Here is an 18,814-nt window from a genome sequence, read left to right as displayed (position 1 = left end):
GTCGTCACTTGAACTGAATTAAAGAGACAGGAACTATTAAAATGCCAAAGAACCTGGCATTATAGCAACCTCAACAGCGGAGAGATGCCGGAGCGGCTGAACGGACCGGTCTCGAAAACCGGAGTAGGGGCAACTCTACCGGGGGTTCAAATCCCCCTCTCTCCGCCACTATTCAACAAAATCAGTCAGTCGCAAAGCGCTTTTGATTTTGCCCTGCACGAATCCCTGCATTAAAATTTCTTTCTATCGCTCTGTTTTCTCGCCTCTAACGCTGTCTTTTTTACCATGTTGCCTCTTGCTGGGCATCCACTTTTATCCTCTTTAGTTCACAAGCTCACACTCTTTACAATAGCTTAGCCCGTCTTGTATCACAGATAACAAAGCAGTTAACTGCCCTTGCTACACTCGGATTCTGTAAGGATATCCTCAAGAGAAGGGATGATGGATGAAAAGAAGCGAACTCAGAAAAGCACTGGAAGCATGGTTGACTGTCGAGCGCTGTGAGGTGATAGAGAGACTTATGACCCAGGCCCGAGCTGCCGGGATAAAAACTATCCCGCGCGGATCTGGCGCGGGATCATATACCGGTATGCGTGGTGGCGAAAAGTTTCAGTAGTTGGAGGTTGAACTCCTCATCGCATCGCCCGTTTTTATAATGATGCAATCAGTGGCGCATTGCTCCTTTGCCGTCAGAATAACATAATCGGGAAGCCTGAAATGCATTGACTTGCTAATTAAGATTTGCTCCGCCATCCCCTTGATAGCCCAGGGAGCCGCAAGGGAAATATTGCCAAACTCGTCATAACGTTGTATTTTAGTAAAGGCGTTATAGGCAGGATCTTGGATGTCAAAAAGAACATCCCCTGTAAATGTTTTCCCCACCTTGTAGGAAAGCGCGCTGGCTAATGCGTTTAACTCCGATTTTTGTGGGATAATGAAACCATTAAAGATATTGTATGATGCAGCGATCATCGCGAATACCGTCAATATGGGTAGCGCTTTTTTTGCTATGTTGAGTTTGCTTGTCAAGGCATCTAACCCAATAATAATAAGAGCGCATGTGAAGAATTCCAGTGCTATCAGTGACCTATATGCAGCCCAGTTTTCCTTGACTAATAAGTTTGGAGAGTAGGCGCCAATCCCCATGATAATAAACATGAGAACCTTAATCGGGCCTGATTTGCCTTTTATTATTGAAAGTAAACCTATTGCGCAAATTATTAATGAGAGCGTTGTGAAAAAGGTGCCTGGAGTTATATTAAAGTTGTTGATAGCGTTAATCAACGGTTCTTTTATAAACCATCGTAATTTCTCAAGTGGATTATTAGTTAACTCGGCACGTGCAATTGAGCTGCCATATAACCATACAGGTACAAATTTTGAAAACAGCAGGCTACCAAGCATGCCGATAAATAAAACTGCGCCACTGATTAGAACAATGTTGATGGAAAATGGTTTGTCTTTTTTCAGACAGTTATCAAGCATGACGAAAAATAAAAATGCCATCGCCGTTGGTTGATATATGGCAAATGCAAACCATAAAATAATGACGGATGCTGCAAATCTTATAATTGTCGTTTTCTTATTGATGGGTTTTAATGTCGCATAACTTATTCCGGCAAGGAGTATGGAGAGTACAAAAGGGAAACATGTCGCCCAGGAATTATAAACCTGTACTGCAGGCGTCAGGCATATTAACAAAGGGAATACGATAGTTGTTATCTTACGCTCGAATATGTTTCTTTTTTCTATAAATGAAAAAAGGAAAAAGCACAACACAAATGCCGATATTACGGTAAAAAATCTAAGATAGGCAAGGTCATCGAGATTGTGAACTAGCGTAAAGGCAAGTCGTCTGGCAACGGCATACAAGGGTCTGCCGGATTGCATATCCCATTGAAACGGAGAACCTTTCCCTGAAAAAACATCGGAAAGTGTCGACCAGTCATCTGAAAATGCGTAGCTAAATATAATCGTTGGGCTATAAACTAAGAAAATTGCCGCGAGGTAAAGCATTGCAATAATTTTTTTAGTGTAAGACGTCATCCGTTCGTCCTCAGTGTTCATTGCTCGCCTCTCATTTCGTGTTTTGCTACCTCTTCGATAAAATATTTGGGCCGATTTTTGGATTCCATATATATTTTCCCAACGTATTCGCCAATTATCCCCAAAGAAAGCATCTGGACACCGCCAAGGAAGAAAATCGCAATCATTACAGATGTCCAACCCGCAACGGTATTTCCCAGGAGCTTCTCAATGAAGGCATAGATTGCAGCTAGTGAAGATAGAAGGCATGTGGCAACCCCAGCGGCGGCGATCATACGTAATGGGGTAATTGTCAGAGACGTTATTCCTTCTAACGCCAGTGCTACCATCTTTTTTAAGGGGTATTTTGATTCGCCTGCAACCCTTTCATCTCTGCTATAATAAACGCTGCTGGACTTATAACCCAACAGCGGAATTAGCCCCCTTAAATATAAATTTTGTTCTTTAAAATCTTTTAATGCTGTCAACGCTGTACGGCTAAGAAGCCGAAAGTCCGCATGGTTAGGAACCTGATTGACACCCAGCCCTGACATCAGAGAATAAAATTTATTGGCTGTTGCCCTTTTGAATACTGAGTCACTACTCCTGTTGTCGCGTACGCCATAAACAATCTCAAACCCTTCATGATATTTGTCGATCATTTTCTCAATGCAACCTATATCATCCTGTAAGTCTGCATCAATACTTACGGTAACGTCCGTATCCGCGTTTGCCAACCCCGCCAGCAGGGCGATCTGATGGCCCCGGTTCCTTGATAATTTCAGACCGCGGACGAATGACTTTTCCTGTGATGTGGATTTAATTTGTTCCCAGGTGTTGTCTTTACTGCCATCATCGACAAAGAGGATATAACTATTTCGAGCGATTTTTTCTTTTGCAAGGAGGTTTTGTAATACCGTGGTAAGCCCCTCCAGGCAGTATGGAAAGGCCTCTTTTTCATTATAACAAGGAACAACGATTGCTAACGAAGGTATTTTGCTCCTCGTGTGGTTTATATTAATTTCTTTCATTTCATTGACCAGTATTTGTTTAGAATAAAACCAGCTGTTGTGTAAATCACCATGCCTACAACTTGCGCTGTATAAATAGCATTAGGTATGACAATGAAAAAAACTTTCATTGCTATTAAATTTAAAATGTAACAAAAAGCGCATGTGGATACGAATTTGATAAATCTCAGGGGACTCAATGTCGTTGAGAAAGTGAACTTCGCATTCATAACAAAACTGAAAATAATGCCAGCGACATAACCTGTTGCATTTGAAGGGTAGACTCCCACGCCGACATGCATCAGGCCAAATATAACAACTGCCGTAATGGCTGTATTTGCCAGGCCAACGATAATGTACCTGACCGCTTCTCTGGATATATTTTTTTTCAAGGTGTAATTAATCATTTGTTGATTTACATCAATTTTGTAAAGGGGCGGTTAAGAGACTGAATGCACGGTCGATATAAGCAATGAGCCCCTGAAATATAAGTATTTGACGCCAACTCGTGGTCGGTGTCAACCCGGGTTTTTATTACCGTAGACATATTCCTCGGCGGGTATTGTTTTACGTTTCTCTGGCCGAGCTTGTATGGATATGATAATGCCGAATGGCGGCGATATAAAAGCCGGAAAGCAATCGGAGGCGTGAGCTCTGGTGCGGTCATATCAGGCAGAGCTGCGGTATTAACTTGTCTACTGTTACGGTATTTATGCGCGGACGTTGCTGCGCTCAAGAAGAAAAAACAGTTTAAATCTCCCGGATAAGGCTGAGGGCTGAGGGCGGGGAGTGAAAATATTGTGAGTTTTTTGCTTTTTATTGTTAATTGTATGATTTACATGATGACGTAATTTTCTTCCAACGTCTCCCGTCACAAAGGATATCACGCCTCGAAGGGGCTACAATTATCATCTTCCTGATTTACTGTATGAGCAATCGTTAATAGATCGCAACGCCTCATCTTTATGCCGTGTAGCGATATTCGCGATGCAGGACGAGGAGCCGTTGATAAAAACGAAAAAACCCGCACGAGGCGGGCTTTAGATTAACCAGGCAGTCTTAGAACTGGTAGGTGATACCCACGGCGAACTGATCGTCGGTGGCTGCGCCACTTACCGCCGCGTCTTCATCATCGATCAGATTGAATTTGTATGCGGTGTAAACGTTGAAGTTTTTGTTGAAATAGTACCATGCACCCAATTCAACGTAGTTCATGATATCCGCATTAGTGTCTTCTTTGGCGCCCAGGTCTTTACCTTTCGCGTAGACATAGCCCAGGGATGGACGCAGGCCAAAATCAAACTGATACTGAACAACGGCTTCGATGTTCTGGGTGTGATTGGCAAAGCTGCCAAAAGTCGTTTTCTCCAGCGGAGTCATGTTACGGGATTCACCGTACATGACTGATGCATACAGACTATTTGCATCGTATTTAGCCGCCAGGTTCCAGACTTCAGCTTTTTCGCCTCTGCGGTCCGCAGCTTGTTCATCAGTACGGTCAGAGTTGCTGTAGGCGCCAACGAAACCGAAGCCGTCAAAGTTGTAGTTAACGGAGAAACCAAAACCGTCGCCGTTTGATTTTTTCGCGGTGGTATCGTTGTTTTTACCCTGATACTGCAGAGCAAAGTTCAGGCCATCCACCATGCCGAAGAAGTCGGTGTTACGGTAGGTTGCTACGCCGTTGGTACGGCCGGTCATGAAGTTATCGGTGTAAACCAGACCGTCACCACCCCACTCAACGAGCATATCAGTGTAACCCGCCGCGTCATAAACCACGCCGTAGTTACGACCATAATCGAATGAACCGTAGTCGCTGAATTTCAGACCGGCGAATGCTAAACGAGTAGCGCTGCCCTGCTGACCTTCCGGTTTGTCCGCTTTGATGTTGTATTCAAACTGGCCATAGCCGGTCAGTTCAGTGCTAATCTGGGTCTCGCCTTTGACGCCGAAACGCGCATAGGAGGTATCGTCAGAGTTGTTGTTGCCGCCATCATGGGTCATGATGTGTTCGCCAACCATTTTGCCGTAGAAATCCAGTTTGTTGCCGTTCTTATTATAGATTTCTGCTGCATTAGCCGCGCCAGCAACTAATAAAGCTGGAACCAGAATTGCCAGTACTTTTCTTTTCATTATACATTCCCTTTTGATTATAATTAATATGAATTGTGTCATTCCTTCCGGGGTGACTATTAAATACTAACGACGAAGTTCATTTTTCTTTAAATTAAAAATGTAAGTAAATTATATCTAATATTACAAAATGTTTCTGTTATATTCATTATATTTAAATTGTATTGATGTTTGAAAATTTATTTATTGTATTTATGTCTTTTAATAACATTGGGTTATGATTGGTTTTGTATGATTTTTGTTGTCCATAAGCTTCATGTGCTCTATGTATTGTTAGATTGTATTTATATATTATATGTTTATTTCTCAATCTCTGATTGCCGCCGCTTTTTTGTAAGGATAAAGCGAAGAGCGAGCAAGCAAATATGATATTTGAGGCAGGGAGGGTGGGGGTAAATATAGTCTCAGAAATTCAATTATATTCATTAATTTGTATTATTTAAAAACGAAATGAATTCATTGACTATATATAGCAGGCGATAGGGTCGTGCTCCCGACCAGGGCGCAAAATCGAACCCGTGAGAGAGGGATCTGCTGTTTTGCAGGCGTTTTCGCTATATAATGTGACCGATATCACATTTTTACCGGTGGGTGATAGGGGTTGTGAAGTAGATGGAGAACAAATGAATGGAAGATAAAGCGAAAAGAAGTCCTGGCGGGAAACTGGCGCTGTGGGCATTTTACGCCTTTTGCGGCTATTTCCTGTGGGCGATGGCGCGTTACTGGTGGGTTGTCGGGAAGATTGAAAGCGTGCCCGGAGCGACGATTGACGGCGAGCTCGGCTCAACGGCAGGAAAATGGATTGGCGCGCTGCTGGGTTTTCTTGTGTTGGGTATTGTCGGGACCCTTCTCGGGGCGATCGCCTGGTACACGCGTCCTAATCCGCAGATGTATGAACATCACGATTAAAATTGCTATGCTCGTTGCTGGCCTTATATCAAAGGAACGCGCATGGACCTTTATCACTGGCAGCAACGATTTGAAGCCTGGCTAAGCCAACATCACGGGCAAGAGGATGCTGCTCACGATATTTCACACTTCCGCCGGGTATGGGCTACCGCGCAGCAGTTGGCCGAAGAGACCGCTGCCGACCGCCTGGTGATCCTCACTGCCTGCTACTTTCATGACATTGTCAGCCTGGCGAAAAACCATCCTGAGCGAAGCCGCTCTTCTGCGATGGCTGCGGAAAAAACGCTGGCTATCCTTCAGTCCGCTTTTCCTGATTTCCCCCCGGAACGCTACGCGGCGGTTTTACACGCGATTGAAGCCCACAGTTTTAGCGCGGCAATTGCTCCGCAAAGCGAAGAAGCGAAAATCGTCCAGGATGCCGATCGCCTTGAGGCGCTGGGGGCGATAGGGCTGGCGCGCGTATTTGCGGTGTCCGGCGCGCTGAACAATAGCTTGTTTGATGCCCGCGATCCCTTTGCTGACCGGCGGGAATTGGATGACAAAACGTATGCGCTGGATCACTTCCAGTGCAAGCTGCTGCGTTTACCGAAAACGATGCAGACAGAAAAGGGCAGGGCAATGGCGGTGCACAATGCGCGTTTTCTGGTGCAGTTTATGGCCAAGCTGAGCGCAGAGCTTCGCGGAGAGCCGATGGCGCTTGATGCTGAGGTTTTGCAGCGCTTTGATCCACTAGCATAAAACTGACCGCGCTATTTATGGTAACCTCTGCAAAAATAGTCGGGCTGGTTGAGGTTATGGCGCAAAATTTATCCAAGGAAAATCCCCCGTCTTTGAAGGTTGAACATACCGGAGAAGACGCGCAGGCGCTATTGCGTCAGCTAATGGCGATATACGATGTCAAAACGCTGGTCGCGCAGTTAATTGCCGTCGGCGAGCAGCACTGGAGCCCGGCTATCCTCAAGCGCGTTGCGACGGTAGCGCGCGCGGCAGGTCGTATCACCCGGCAGGAGCAGGCCCACCTGCGCACGCTCCTGCCGGAGCCGCCGGCGCATCATCCGCATTATGGGTTCCGCTTCGTCGATCTGTTTGCTGGTATCGGCGGTATTCGCCACGGTTTTGAAGCGATTGGCGGGCAATGCGTGTTTACCAGCGAATGGAATAAACATGCGGTGCGCACCTATAAAGCCAACTGGTACTGCGATCCTGAGCAGCATCGTTTCAATGAAGATATCCGCGATGTGACTTTGAGCCATCTCCCTGAGGTGAGCGAGGAAGAAGCCGCGCAGCATATACGCCAGACTATCCCGCAGCATGACGTTTTACTGGCCGGCTTCCCCTGCCAGCCGTTTTCTCTCGCCGGCGTGTCGAAGAAGAATGCCCTTGGTCGCGCTCACGGCTTTGCCTGCGAAACGCAGGGGACGCTGTTTTTTGACGTGGTCAGGATTATCGCCGCCCGTCAGCCGCCGATTTTTGTTCTGGAGAACGTCAAAAACCTGAAGAGTCACGATCGGGGGCGGACGTTTCGTATCATTATGCAGACGCTGGATGAGCTGGGGTACGAGGTTGCCGACGCGGCGCATACCGGGGCGGATGACCCTAAAGTCATCGACGGGCGCTATTTTTTACCCCAGCACAGGGAGCGTATTGTGCTGGTGGGTTTCCGGCGCGATCTCCAGCTGCATGAGGGATTTACCCTGCGCGATATCGCCGCTCTCTATCCCACTCGCCGGCCGACCTTTGGCGAGCTGCTGGAGCCCGCGGTTGACGACAAATTTATTCTCACCAGGGTGCTGTGGAAGTATCTCTATCGCTACGCGCGTAAGCACCAGGAGCGGGGGAACGGTTTTGGCTACGGGCTCGTCGACCCAACGAATCCGCACAGCGTGGCGCGAACGCTCTCTGCGCGCTATTACAAAGATGGCGCGGAAATCCTCATTGACCGGGGCTGGGATCGGCCTCTGGGCGAAAAGCATTTTGATGACCCTGAAAACCAGCTTCGTCGTCCGCGCAGGCTGACGCCCCGCGAGTGCGCGAGGCTTATGGGTTTTGAGACGCCGCAGGGATATCGCTTCCGTATTCCGGTCTCGGATACCCAGGCCTATCGCCAGTTTGGCAATTCCGTCGTCGTGCCGGTATTTGCGGCGGTGGCGAAGCTGCTGGCGCCGCGTATTGAACAAGCGGTTGCCAGGCGTGAGCAAGAGATTAACCATGGCCGACGTTCACGATAAAGCCACCCGCAGTAAAAACATGCGCGCGATAGGCACCCGCGATACGGCAATAGAGAAACGGCTGGCTGGGCTACTGGCGGGCGCCGGATTCTCTTTTACCGTACAGGATGCCGCGCTGCCCGGCCGCCCGGATTTTGTCGTGGCGGACTATCAGTGCGTTATCTTTACCCACGGCTGCTTCTGGCATCATCATGATTGCTATCTGTTCAAGGTTCCCGCCACAAGAACTGCATTCTGGCTGGATAAAATAGCCAAAAACGTGGCGCGCGATCGCCGGGATATCGGGCGACTGGCGGAGCAGGGATGGCGGGTGCTGGTGGTCTGGGAGTGCGCGCTGCGCGGGCGAAAGAAGCTCAATGACGACGCGCTGGGAGAACGGCTGGAAGAGTGGATCTGCGGCGGCGGTCAGTGCGCGCAGATCGATACTCAGGGCATAGGTGTGCTGGACGCTACTTCTCCGCCTTACAGGATGTAATTTCACGACGCGCCGGGAGCAGGTATTTGCCGAGCGTCACCAGAATGACCGCGAAAATGATAATCCCGAGCGCCAGCCACTCTACGGCAGATAAGCTTTCTCCGGCAAAGCCGGTTCCCAGCAGTACGGCGACCACCGGGTTTACGTAGGCATAGCTGGTCGCTACCGCCGGTGTTACGTTACGAATCAAATACATATATGCGTTAATTGCGATAAGCGAACCGAAGATAGCCAGATAGGCGACGGCAAAAATACCGGACCACGACGGTATCTGGGTTAGCTTTTCTCCGGTTAGCGTGGAAGCAATCATCAACACGACGCCTGCCGCCAGCATCTCAATGGCGCCCGCCATCATCCCCGTTGGTAGCTCGATTCGCGAGCCGTAGACGGAACCAAACGCCCAGCTCATTGAACCGATAAGTATCAGTAGCGCGCCCCAGGGATTACCGTTCAGGTTGCCGCCGCTGTTGAGCAGTACGATCCCCGCGAGGCCAATAGCGATACCCAACCACTCAAGCTTACGGGTCGCAATACCAAAAAAGCGGCTAAAACACAGGGTGAACAGCGGCACCGTCGCGACCATGACCGCCGCAATGCCTGAAGGCACGTGCTGATGTTCGGCGAGCGTCACAAAGCCATTACCTACCGCCAGCAGCAGCACACCAATCAGCGCCGCGTTAAGCAGCGGCTTTCGCGCAGGCAGCTTATGACCGGTTGCCAGCAGCCAGGCAGTTAGCACCGCGCCCGCGGAAAGAAAACGCACGCCAGCCATCATCAGCGGAGGCCAGCTGGCGACGCCGACGGCGATAGCGAAATAGGTGGAACCCCAGATGATATACAGCGCAAACAGCGCCCCGATGAGCGGTAACAGCTGACGGGTAGACATACTTCCTCACGACGGTGCAGAGATAGAAAGGGGACGTATAGTAAACGTGAAAACTATCGTGCTGGCGAGTGCTTTAATTCGCCTGCTATGGTTAAATTTTTGTTGACTATGGACACCGGTGGGCGAAAAAGCGCTTTTGCTTCATACTTCAGGAGGAACAATCATAAATGAAGGAATGCAACTTTGGCGGGAAGTAGTCTATTAACCTTATTGGATGATATTGCCACGTTACTCGATGATATTTCGGTCATGGGGAAACTGGCAGCAAAAAAAACGGCAGGCGTATTGGGAGACGATCTCTCGCTTAATGCTCAACAGGTCACCGGCGTGCGGGCTAACCGCGAACTGCCGGTCGTTTGGGGCGTAGCCAAAGGCTCATTGATCAATAAAGTCATCCTGGTGCCGCTGGCGTTGTTGATCAGCGCTTTTATTCCGTGGGCGATTACGCCGCTGCTGATGCTGGGGGGCGCGTTTCTGTGCTTTGAAGGCGTCGAGAAGGTGCTGCACAGCCTGCAGGCGCGCAAACACAAGGAGGATCCGCAGGTTCGCCAGCGGCGGCTTGAGGCCCTGGCGAACCAGGACCCTATGGCTTTTGAACGGGATAAAGTGAAAGGGGCGATACGCACCGATTTTATTTTGTCGGCTGAAATTGTCGCCATCACGCTTGGGATTGTGGCGGAAGCGCCGTTATTGAATCAGATCCTGATTTTATCCGGCATCGCGCTTCTGGTGACGGTGGGGGTCTACGGTCTGGTGGGGATCATCGTCAAGCTGGATGATATGGGCTACTGGCTGGTGGAGAAAACCAGCTCGCTGGCGCAGTGGACAGGCAAGGCGTTGTTGGCGATCGCGCCCCGTCTGATGAAAGTGTTGTCCATTGTTGGCACTCTGGCGATGTTCCTGGTGGGCGGCGGTATTGTGGTCCACGGTATTGCGCCGCTGCACCACGCTATTGAAAATCTGGCCCATGGGCAGAACGGGGTCATTGCCTCGCTGCTGCCAACGGGCGCCAACCTGGTGCTGGGATTCATCATTGGCGCCATCGTGCTGGCTGGAGTGAAAGCGATTGCCGCTCTGCGTCGTCCGGCAAAGTAAATGTGCTCCTGGTCATGCAAAGTGGTTCAGCTTCGTCTATGTTAAATCTGTTTCTTCCTGATACCGGAGGCAAAAATGGTCTTGTTGGTCAGTGATGAAGTCAGGCGTAAAAGCGGTGGCCCCCGAATGGTCGTTACCGGGTTCGCCAACGGCATGGTTGAATGTCGCTGGTATGACGGTTACGGCGTTAAGCGCGAGGCGTTTCGTGAAGATGAACTTATTCGCGGAGGGGGAGGGAAGCTGAACCGCTCCTGACCCGTTATCAGCGCCCGGCATTCGTCGGGCGCTTTCATATTAATGGTTGTTTTACGAACAGGGAGCGTGGATGACGTTTGCTTCTTTAACCGTGCTGCGAGAAAACGATGGATAAGCTGATGTGGGTGAAAAAATTGCGCCAGATTTTAAGCCCCGGATATGTGGTTAACCTCTGTTTTTTTATCGTCTTCTGCTTTTCCACGTTGTTGATATGGCGTGAGATCAAGGTCCTTGAAGAAGCCTACGTCGCAAACCAGCGCAATAATCTTGAAAACGTTTCCCATGAGTTCGACAGCCTGCTGCAGTTTAATATCGACAGAATGATTTTTTTTCGTAACGGGATGCAATCGGCGCTGGGAACGCCGCTGGATTTTGTCGTATTGCGCAAGGCGGAAGAGGATTATTTAAAGAAGCGGCATGATCCCCTCTGGTCCGTTGAGATTCATAACCGGCGGACGCTGCCGGTCTATGGCGTTGCCGATGCGTTTGTCGACGGCGACGCGCTTCTCTCTCGCGATAATTCCTTTTCCGGCAATGAGCTCATGGCCACCCTTGAGCTGGGCTATATGCTGCGTCTGGCTAATAACAACCGTGGTTTTGCGAAACGCATGCTGTACGTGTCGCGCAGCGGCTTTTTTACCACCACCGAGCCGCTGAAGAATGCGACACAGGCGCTGGCGCTGTATTCGCGGGCGACAAGCGCCCCCTGGTTTACCCGGCAAACGCAGAGGAATAATCCTGCTCGCGGCATCGTGTGGCAAACCTTTCCCGATGAGGCGTCGCAGCGCGAAATGCAGGTGGTGACGGCGTCTATTCCGCTTGATTTCCAGCGCTATTGGCTCGGCGTACTGGCAATGGATTTCTCGGTACAAGAGATGAAAACGTTTCTGGTCAATGCGATTAAAACGGGCGAAGAGGGCGAGTACCAGCTTTACGATAATCAGCTCAATTTGATTGCCTCTTCCGCGCCGGGCAACGTACTAACGCTGCTGTCGCCGCGGGAACAGGAGATGCTGAGCCGCGCGTCTTCTCATGAGAGTCAGGGGGGGATTCGCCTGGTCACGCGTTATATCAGCTGGGAAAACTTACGGAATTTTGATGGGGTACTGATCCGTATCCATACGATCCGGGAAGGCGTCCGCGGTGACTTTGGCAGCATCACCATTGCTTTAATGCTGATGTGGCTCATGTTCACGCTGATGTTGATGATCTCCTGGCTGGTGATCCGCCGAATGGTGCGCAATATGAGCGTGCTGCAGACCTCCCTGGAGTGGCAGGCCTGGCACGATGCGTTAACCCGCCTATTAAACCGCGGCGCGCTGTTTGAACGCGCCACTGCAGAAACTCGCCTGAGCGAGCGTTTAAAGCGGCCCGTTGCGGTGATTCAGCTCGATCTGGATTATTTCAAAAGCGTTAACGACCTGTACGGCCATCACGCGGGCGATCGCGTGCTGTCGCTGGTGGCCAGTACTATCGCCAGCCATATTCGGCAAGGCGATCTTGCGGGGAGAGTTGGCGGGGAGGAGTTTTGTATTGTGCTGCCGAATACCGCGTTAAAAGAAGCGAAGGCGATTGCTGAACGGATCCGTATCCGGATCAATAGCCGCGAAATTTTGCTGGGTAACAGCACGTCTTTGCGTATTACCGCTTCGTTTGGGGTGAGCTGTAGCGAGGATTCGGGTGAGTATAACTTTGAAAATTTGCAGTCTGTTGCCGATCATCGCCTGTATCTGGCCAAGCAAAACGGACGCGATCGGGTCTGCGCCGAAGGGTAAAATTAATTACTGATGTAAATAAATTGAATTGAAATCATCCACTACGGTTATTTTAGTGAGATTATTCTTAAAAAACGTTTGGCGGCGATCGGACGTTCGTGGAAGAACAAATGTCTGCAGTCCTTGCCTGGCGAGCGTTGCCAGCGTGAAGGGGAAGCTAAGCCACGTTTTTCAATAATTTGCTTCATGAATGTTTGTTGTCATGCAAAATAATTGAGGGTAATGTTTGTAGCGCATCGGATATCCTGGTGTAACGAATTTTCAAGTGCTTCTTGCATTAGCAAGCTTCATCCCGACTCCTGCGAGTCGGGATTTTTTTCGCTCAGAATTCAGCGGTTGGCTTCCGTGATGCTGAAATCATGGATATCGAGCTCAAAGGCCTCAGCCAGCTCGCGCCAGGTGTGGTAACCCCGGCCATCAATACTGACGTGGTGGGGATCGTCTTGCGTACGCTGAACTTCACTTTCGCTGATTTCATTAATCGCCGCCAGCAGGGCGTCAACGTCTACGCTTCCTGCGCCTTGATTTTCTTTGGCGGTTTTCATTGCGGGTACCTCGCTTAACTCAGACAGGGCTATTTAAGTATAGTCGGTCTACAAAAACAGCAGTTACCGGGCAGGACACTGCGCGATCGGCAGTTTTGTTCTACACTGGCTCAAAAATAGAGGAGATGAGTTATGCAGGTAAACGATCGTGTCACGGTGAAGACCGATGGTGGCCCACGTCGATCGGGTGTTGTACTGGCGATAGAGTCGTTTAGCGAAGGCGTAATGTATCTGGTTTCGCTGGAAGATTACCCGCTCGGGATCTGGTTTTTTAATGAGAACGGTCATCCCGACGGTATTTTCGTTGAGCGGGACGAGTGATTTGCCTCAAGTGAACTGGCGGCAGCGGCCGCCAGCGTCTTTCAACGCAGGTTGACGTGAATTCCGGAGGTGATGTTTTCAGCCAGTCGTACGATATGATAAATCACCTGTTTGTTGTGGGTATGAATTTTCTTTTTAATATTGCCCTTATGCGATGAGACGGTTTTGGCCTTAATGTTCATCTGCGCTGATATGTGCGAGGTTCCGTGCCCGGCCATCCACATCTGCAGCATATTTGATTCGGTCTGGCTTAAGGACAGCGTGGGGATATTAATCCGGGTGGGACGATAGTTCTCATATTTCAGGCGGATGGCAAGGATGTCGTCCAGGTCTTTTTCGGTCAGTGATTTAGAGCAGATAAGTAAGTTTTTGCGCACCAGCAGGTAGTGATCGAAATGTATATTCGCCAGGGACATAAAGATAACAAATAGCGTCGCAGGATACTGGCTAATGATTTGCCGGATAAGCTGGTTGCTCTCTTCATGATGAATAAAGCAGTCTTCGTTGATAAATACCACCGTAGGGCGGCTAGTCTCGCAGAGAGCCTTCAGGCTCTGCGCACTGTGTACTTCAGTGATATCGCGCTTCCTTACCCCTCTGCCCGTCAGGTACCCGGTTAATCCCAGCCGGGTGAAGCTGCACAAATCCATGATAATCGTTGACATGACCCATCCTCAATCAACACGTAACGATAATTTATTCCTCGCTGACAAGCGCGATGAAGTCCATTTTGTTAGCAATAAAAAAACGACTGCTGCCGTGGAACCATTAGGCAGCCTGAACTATTCCGTAATAAGCCCCATAATTTGCCAGGAATATTCTCAAAGTAAAGGCTACAAATCGCTATGTGGAGGAAATAAAAACAATAAATACCCGTCATATATAAGTTTGCCATTTTGGTGGCTTTTTAAAATAGGATTATCCTTATATTGAATGGTTAAAATAACATCGGCTGATTTATAGGTTTTATTCGATGAGTTAGAATAACTTAACATTTGAAGGCTATTTTTTACCATATTGGGTATGCCCGACGTTCGCCCTGCTGCGCTGTTGCCGAATCGCGAAGGGTGGCGAGCTTAACGCTTTAATGCCACAATGTTTTTTTATCGGTGTGTGGGATGGATGATGAGAAAGATAGTGTTTGCTGGCGCTCTGCTGGCCCTGGCCGGCTGTGTTCAGGTTGATAGCTACAGCGAGGTTGTTAAAGCGCCAGCGCCGGCTGGGCTGGAAGGATACTGGCAATCGGCCGGCCCGCAGAGTGAAATGATGAGCCCGGATGCGATTGCGAGCCTGATCGTCACCAAAGAGGGCAATACCCTTGACTGTCGCCAGTGGCAGCGGGTTATCGTCCTGCCGGGTAAATTAATGAAGCGTGATGATGCGGTTTATAACGTCACCTCCGCGTTGGATGTTTATCCGATTGAGCGCGAAGGCGATACCCTGAGCTACGACCGGATGACGCTCAAGCGGGTGGATCGTCTCACCCCTGAGTGTGAACAGGCATGGAAAAAGGCCTCGGCTGATAAAAGCGGGCAATAAGCTTTTTGCGGGCTGAAACCCTTCTCAGCCCGCGGCGTTTCTCTGTATTTTATAGCGCCTCTTCGATAACCCAGACGCTGACGCTGCCGCCGTTACAGGTAAAAACCCCGTTTCCTTCATCGTCGGTTTCAATCACTTCCTCGCGGTTGCCGAGAAAATCACGCCAGCGTTTATTACGGTAGTTTTCCCCCAGAGGAAGCGTTTTTTCTCCGTCGTCACCGTTGGAAAGCACCACCACGCAGCCCGGATCCTCTTCGGTACCGCTGCGGCTGAAAGCGATACAGTTCGGATGATCGAACCACAAAGTTTGTACGCCGTGAGCAAAACGCTGACGGGCATCGATCAGTTCGTGTAATTGCTCAATAACCGGCATCTCAACGGCGTAGGTCTCGCCGTCGCCGCCGGTATCTTCGTAGCTGGCGCCGAACAGGTCGGCATAAAAGACGGACGGAACGCCGTTTTCACGTAACAAAATGAGTGCATAAGCCAGCGGTTTGAACCAGGCCTCAACCGGCGCCTCCAGCGCCTGCAGCGGCTGGGTATCATGGTTGGTCACCAGGGTTACGGCGTGGAACGGGTCGGCTTCCACCAGCGTACCGCTAAAAATCTGGCTCATGTCATAGTCGCGTCCCTGCCGCGAGGCTTCATGGAATTTCATCTGCAGCGGCGCGTCAAAGAGCATCGTCTTACCGTCAACCATGTCGATATACTGCTGGAGCTTATCGACTTCATGCGACCAGTATTCCGCCACAATAAACAGCGGCTTTGTCGCCACCTCCTGGACGTGGTCGATCCACTCTTTATAAAACCAGGCGGGGATATGTTTAACCGCATCGAGGCGGAAGCCATCGCAGCCGGTTTGTTCCATCACCCAGCGGGCCCAGTACTTAATCTCCTCTGTCACCGCTCGATTGCGAAAATCGATATTTTCACCCATCAGGTAGTCGAAGTTACCCATTTCATCATCAACCTGATCGTTCCATCCTTCGCCGGTATAGTCGTTGACGATTTTAAACACGCCATCTTCATCAGGATTCTCAATATGGTCGATGCCGCTAAAGCACTTATAATCCCAGATGAATTCAGAGTATTTGCCGGCGCGTACCGGGAAGGTGTAGCGCGTCCAGGCTTCACATTCCACAATCTCCTCGGCGATTTGCGTGCGGTCGTTTTGATCAACACGCTGAATACGTACCGGCTCTTTTTCATCCGCGCCCATTTTATGGTTGACCACGACGTCAAGGAGTACGGCGATATCGTGCTGGCGCAGGGCGGATATGGCGGCCAGTAGCTGGGTTTTATCGCCATATTTCGTGGCGACAGACCCCTTCTGGTCGAATTCGCCGAGGTCAAACAGATCGTAGCAATCATAACCGACAGAGTAGCCGCCGGAGGCGCCTTTGTAGGCAGGAGGCAACCAAATCATGTTAATGCCGATTTCGTTGAGGTTTGGCGCCAGGGCTTCGACTTCACGCCATAATTCGCCGCCGGTGGGGTAGTACCAGTGAAAGCACTGCAGTAACGTGGGTTTTTTCATCTTCCATGCTCCATACGTCATCAAGCTGACCATTGAAGTATGAGAGATATCCAGCAAAATGGAGATGTTTTCGATACGTTTTCACTATGCCCTAAAAGGCATCATATATAATAATTTGGAATAAGATGTAGCGTATCGATGTTGGTGACTAAGGTTAAACGCCTTACACTACAGCAAAATATCACTCTGTTAGGGGTATCTATGAAATTAGCACTTCTGGGTCGTCAGGCGCTGATGGGCGCAATGGCCGTCGTATTAATGACCGGCGTCAGCGTAAAAACTTTTGCTGCTGAAAATCTGCTTAATCAGGTTAAAGAACGCGGCACGCTACGCGTGGGTCTGGAAGGGACATATCCGCCATTCAGCTATCAGGGAGATGACGGTAAGCTGACCGGCTTCGAGGTGGATTTTGCTAATGAACTGGCGAAACATCTGGGCGTGAAGGCTGACCTTAAACCCACGAAATGGGACGGCATGCTGGCTTCGCTGGACTCTAAACGTATCGATGTGGTGATAAACCAGGTCACTATTTCCGATCAGCGTAAGCAAAAATATGACTTCTCGACGCCGTACACCGTTTCCGGGATCCAGGCGCTGGTGAAAAAAGGTAACGAAGGCGTGATTAAAACCGCAGCCGACCTGAAAGGTAAGAAAGTTGGCGTCGGCCTGGGGACCAACTACGAAGAGTGGCTGCGCCAGAACGTACAGGGCGTCGACATTCGGACTTATGATGATGACCCGACGAAATACCAGGATCTGCGCGTAGGGCGAATTGACGCTATCCTGGTTGACCGTCTGGCAGCGCTGGATCTGGTGAAGAAAACCGGTAACACCCTTGCCGTCACCGGTGAAGCCTTCTCTCGCCAGGAATCCGGCGTTGCGCTGCGCAAAGGTAATGAAGACCTGCTGAAAGCGGTTGATGGCGCCATTGCGGATATGCAAAAAGACGGCAGCCTGAAGGCGCTGTCGGAAAAATGGTTTGGCGCTGACGTCACGAAGTAACGGCCAGCGGTGAAAAAAGGCGCTCCTGATAGCGCCTTTTTTTATTTCGCGCGTCACAGCGTGCATAATCAAGGATAATTCAGTCAGGAGGTCTTATGTCACTGCAAAATTTAACCCTATTCCCGCGTCTGGAACTGATTGGCGCGCCGACGCCGCTGGAATATCTGCCGCGCTTGTCCGATTACCTTGGCCGCGAAATTTTTATCAAGCGCGATGATGTGACCCCGCTTGCGATGGGGGGCAACAAGCTACGTAAGCTTGAATTTCTGGCTGCCGAAGCGCTGCGAGAAGGGGCGGATACCCTGATTACCGCCGGAGCTATCCAGTCCAACCATGTGCGCCAGACGGCGGCGGTGGCGGCTAAGCTGGGCCTGCACTGCGTGGCGCTACTGGAGAATCCAATGGGTACCCGGGCTGAGAACTACCTGACCAACGGTAACCGCCTGCTGCTTGACCTGTTTAATACTCAGGTCGAAATGTGCGACGCGCTGACCGATCCTAATGCTCAGCTGGAAGCGCTGGCGACCCGCATTGAAGCTCAGGGCTATCGTCCGTACGTGATTCCGGTTGGCGGTTCGAACGCGCTGGGCGCGCTGGGCTATGTGGAGAGCGCGCTGGAAATTGCCCAGCAGTGCGAAGGGGCGGTCGAGCTCTCCTCCGTGGTCGTCGCCTCCGGCAGCGCCGGTACGCATGCCGGCCTCGCCGTGGGACTGGAGCAGCTGATGCCCAATGCCGAGCTTATCGGCGTGACCGTATCGCGCAGCGTGGCTGACCAGCTGCCAAAAGTGGCTGCGCTGCAGCAGGCGGTGGCAAATAGTCTGGAACTGGAGGCAAAGGCCGGTATTCAGCTGTGGGATGAGTACTTTGCGCCGGGTTACGGAATACCGAACGACGAAGGGATGGCGGCGGTGAAGCTGCTGGCGCAGCTGGAAGGTATCCTGCTGGATCCGGTGTATACCGGGAAGGCGATGGCCGGATTGATTGATGGTATCAGCCAGAAGCGCTTTAAGGATGAAGGCCCAATACTGTTTGTTCACACCGGTGGCGCGCCTGCGCTGTTCGCCTATCATCCTCATATCTAA

The 18,814-nt window shown here is 50.4% G+C and carries 19 protein-coding genes and 1 tRNA gene; 12 read left to right on the top strand and 8 right to left on the bottom strand.

All coding sequences use genetic code 11. The annotated features are described in order from the left end of the window. Window positions 1-78 precede the first annotated feature (78 nt). A tRNA-Ser gene (locus BJF97_RS18410) sits at window positions 79-168 on the top strand. A 441-nt stretch (window positions 169-609) separates the two neighbouring features. On the opposite strand, the gene BJF97_RS18405 is transcribed toward BJF97_RS18410, so the two are convergent. From BJF97_RS18405 to BJF97_RS18390, 4 genes are all read right to left on the bottom strand, one after another. After that, complete coding sequence (locus tag BJF97_RS18405) at window positions 610-2,067, bottom strand: glucosyltransferase domain-containing protein (protein ID WP_032693578.1); 1,458 nt, start codon at window positions 2,065-2,067, stop codon at window positions 610-612. Next, on the bottom strand, window positions 2,064-3,056 hold the full coding sequence (locus tag BJF97_RS18400; protein WP_014229891.1) for a glycosyltransferase family 2 protein: 993 nt from the start codon (window positions 3,054-3,056) through the stop codon (window positions 2,064-2,066). Before BJF97_RS18400 ends, BJF97_RS18405 begins: the two co-directional genes overlap by 4 nt. Continuing rightward, a complete protein-coding gene (locus tag BJF97_RS18395) occupies window positions 3,053-3,442 on the bottom strand; it encodes a GtrA family protein (protein ID WP_014229890.1) in 390 nt (129 codons plus the stop codon). Before BJF97_RS18395 ends, BJF97_RS18400 begins: the two co-directional genes overlap by 4 nt. A gap of 652 nt (window positions 3,443-4,094) precedes the next feature. Continuing rightward, window positions 4,095-5,165, bottom strand: coding sequence for a porin (locus BJF97_RS18390; RefSeq protein WP_014229889.1), 1,071 nt, complete (start codon window positions 5,163-5,165; stop codon window positions 4,095-4,097). Between the two features lie 627 nt (window positions 5,166-5,792). Between BJF97_RS18390 and drpB the strand changes: the two genes are divergently transcribed. The 4 genes from drpB to BJF97_RS18370 are packed head-to-tail and all read left to right on the top strand — an operon-like array spanning window position 5,793 to window position 8,777. After that, on the top strand, window positions 5,793-6,074 hold the full coding sequence (gene drpB / locus BJF97_RS18385) for a cell division protein DrpB (RefSeq protein WP_004852229.1): 282 nt from the start codon (window positions 5,793-5,795) through the stop codon (window positions 6,072-6,074). Between the two features lie 42 nt (window positions 6,075-6,116). After that, window positions 6,117-6,812 (top strand): phosphohydrolase, encoded by a 696-nt coding sequence (locus BJF97_RS18380; protein WP_014229888.1) that lies wholly within the window; start codon window positions 6,117-6,119, stop codon window positions 6,810-6,812. A 56-nt stretch (window positions 6,813-6,868) separates the two neighbouring features. Next, on the top strand, window positions 6,869-8,302 hold the full coding sequence (locus BJF97_RS18375) for a DNA cytosine methyltransferase (protein WP_025106099.1): 1,434 nt from the start codon (window positions 6,869-6,871) through the stop codon (window positions 8,300-8,302). Beyond that, complete coding sequence (locus BJF97_RS18370; protein ID WP_025106100.1) at window positions 8,283-8,777, top strand: very short patch repair endonuclease; 495 nt, start codon at window positions 8,283-8,285, stop codon at window positions 8,775-8,777. Before BJF97_RS18375 ends, BJF97_RS18370 begins: the two co-directional genes overlap by 20 nt. Here BJF97_RS18370 and yedA read toward each other — a convergent pair. Beyond that, the gene (gene yedA, locus BJF97_RS18365) at window positions 8,752-9,663 is read right to left on the bottom strand and encodes a drug/metabolite exporter YedA (protein WP_032693579.1); all 912 of its coding nucleotides are present in this window, start codon (window positions 9,661-9,663) and stop codon (window positions 8,752-8,754) included. The genes BJF97_RS18370 and yedA overlap by 26 nt on opposite strands. Window positions 9,664-9,846: 183 nt before the next feature. Here yedA and BJF97_RS18360 point away from each other — a divergent pair, with 183 nt between their 5' ends. The 3 genes from BJF97_RS18360 to dgcQ all read left to right on the top strand — a co-directional run bounded on the left by BJF97_RS18360 (window position 9,847) and on the right by dgcQ (window position 12,788). Continuing rightward, a complete protein-coding gene (locus tag BJF97_RS18360) occupies window positions 9,847-10,758 on the top strand; it encodes a DUF808 domain-containing protein (RefSeq protein ID WP_004852222.1) in 912 nt (303 codons plus the stop codon). 75 nt (window positions 10,759-10,833) lie between these two features. After that, complete coding sequence (locus tag BJF97_RS18355; RefSeq protein ID WP_025106102.1) at window positions 10,834-11,013, top strand: YodC family protein; 180 nt, start codon at window positions 10,834-10,836, stop codon at window positions 11,011-11,013. A gap of 107 nt (window positions 11,014-11,120) precedes the next feature. Further along, a complete protein-coding gene (gene dgcQ, locus BJF97_RS18350; RefSeq protein WP_032693580.1) occupies window positions 11,121-12,788 on the top strand; it encodes a cellulose biosynthesis regulator diguanylate cyclase DgcQ in 1,668 nt (555 codons plus the stop codon). A gap of 329 nt (window positions 12,789-13,117) precedes the next feature. On the opposite strand, the gene yodD is transcribed toward dgcQ, so the two are convergent. Continuing rightward, window positions 13,118-13,333, bottom strand: a complete 216-nt coding sequence (yodD, locus tag BJF97_RS18345) for a YodD family peroxide/acid resistance protein (protein ID WP_014229881.1) — start codon at window positions 13,331-13,333, stop codon at window positions 13,118-13,120. Window positions 13,334-13,465: 132 nt separating this feature from the next. Here yodD and dsrB point away from each other — a divergent pair, with 132 nt between their 5' ends. Then, the gene (dsrB, locus tag BJF97_RS18340; protein ID WP_004136599.1) at window positions 13,466-13,654 is read left to right on the top strand and encodes a protein DsrB; all 189 of its coding nucleotides are present in this window, start codon (window positions 13,466-13,468) and stop codon (window positions 13,652-13,654) included. 41 nt (window positions 13,655-13,695) lie between these two features. On the opposite strand, the gene rcsA is transcribed toward dsrB, so the two are convergent. Beyond that, window positions 13,696-14,319 (bottom strand): transcriptional regulator RcsA, encoded by a 624-nt coding sequence (gene rcsA, locus BJF97_RS18335; protein ID WP_014229880.1) that lies wholly within the window; start codon window positions 14,317-14,319, stop codon window positions 13,696-13,698. A 457-nt stretch (window positions 14,320-14,776) separates the two neighbouring features. On the opposite strand from rcsA, the gene yedD reads away from it, so the two are divergent. Continuing rightward, window positions 14,777-15,193, top strand: coding sequence for a lipoprotein YedD (gene yedD / locus BJF97_RS18330; protein WP_177341158.1), 417 nt, complete (start codon window positions 14,777-14,779; stop codon window positions 15,191-15,193). Between the two features lie 49 nt (window positions 15,194-15,242). Here yedD and amyA read toward each other — a convergent pair whose 3' ends face one another. Next, the gene (gene amyA / locus BJF97_RS18325; RefSeq protein ID WP_032693582.1) at window positions 15,243-16,730 is read right to left on the bottom strand and encodes an alpha-amylase; all 1,488 of its coding nucleotides are present in this window, start codon (window positions 16,728-16,730) and stop codon (window positions 15,243-15,245) included. A gap of 201 nt (window positions 16,731-16,931) precedes the next feature. Between amyA and tcyJ the strand changes: the two genes are divergently transcribed. Together tcyJ and dcyD are read left to right on the top strand one after the other, a co-directional pair. Then, the gene (tcyJ, locus tag BJF97_RS18320) at window positions 16,932-17,732 is read left to right on the top strand and encodes a cystine ABC transporter substrate-binding protein (protein ID WP_014229877.1); all 801 of its coding nucleotides are present in this window, start codon (window positions 16,932-16,934) and stop codon (window positions 17,730-17,732) included. A 95-nt stretch (window positions 17,733-17,827) separates the two neighbouring features. Then, on the top strand, window positions 17,828-18,814 hold the full coding sequence (gene dcyD, locus BJF97_RS18315) for a D-cysteine desulfhydrase (RefSeq protein ID WP_014838849.1): 987 nt from the start codon (window positions 17,828-17,830) through the stop codon (window positions 18,812-18,814).

It is taken from the genome of Klebsiella sp. LTGPAF-6F, from assembly GCF_001753185.1.
In the GTDB taxonomy this organism is placed as follows: domain Bacteria; phylum Pseudomonadota; class Gammaproteobacteria; order Enterobacterales; family Enterobacteriaceae; genus Klebsiella; species Klebsiella michiganensis.
This window is presented reverse-complemented; position numbering and strand designations above follow the sequence as displayed.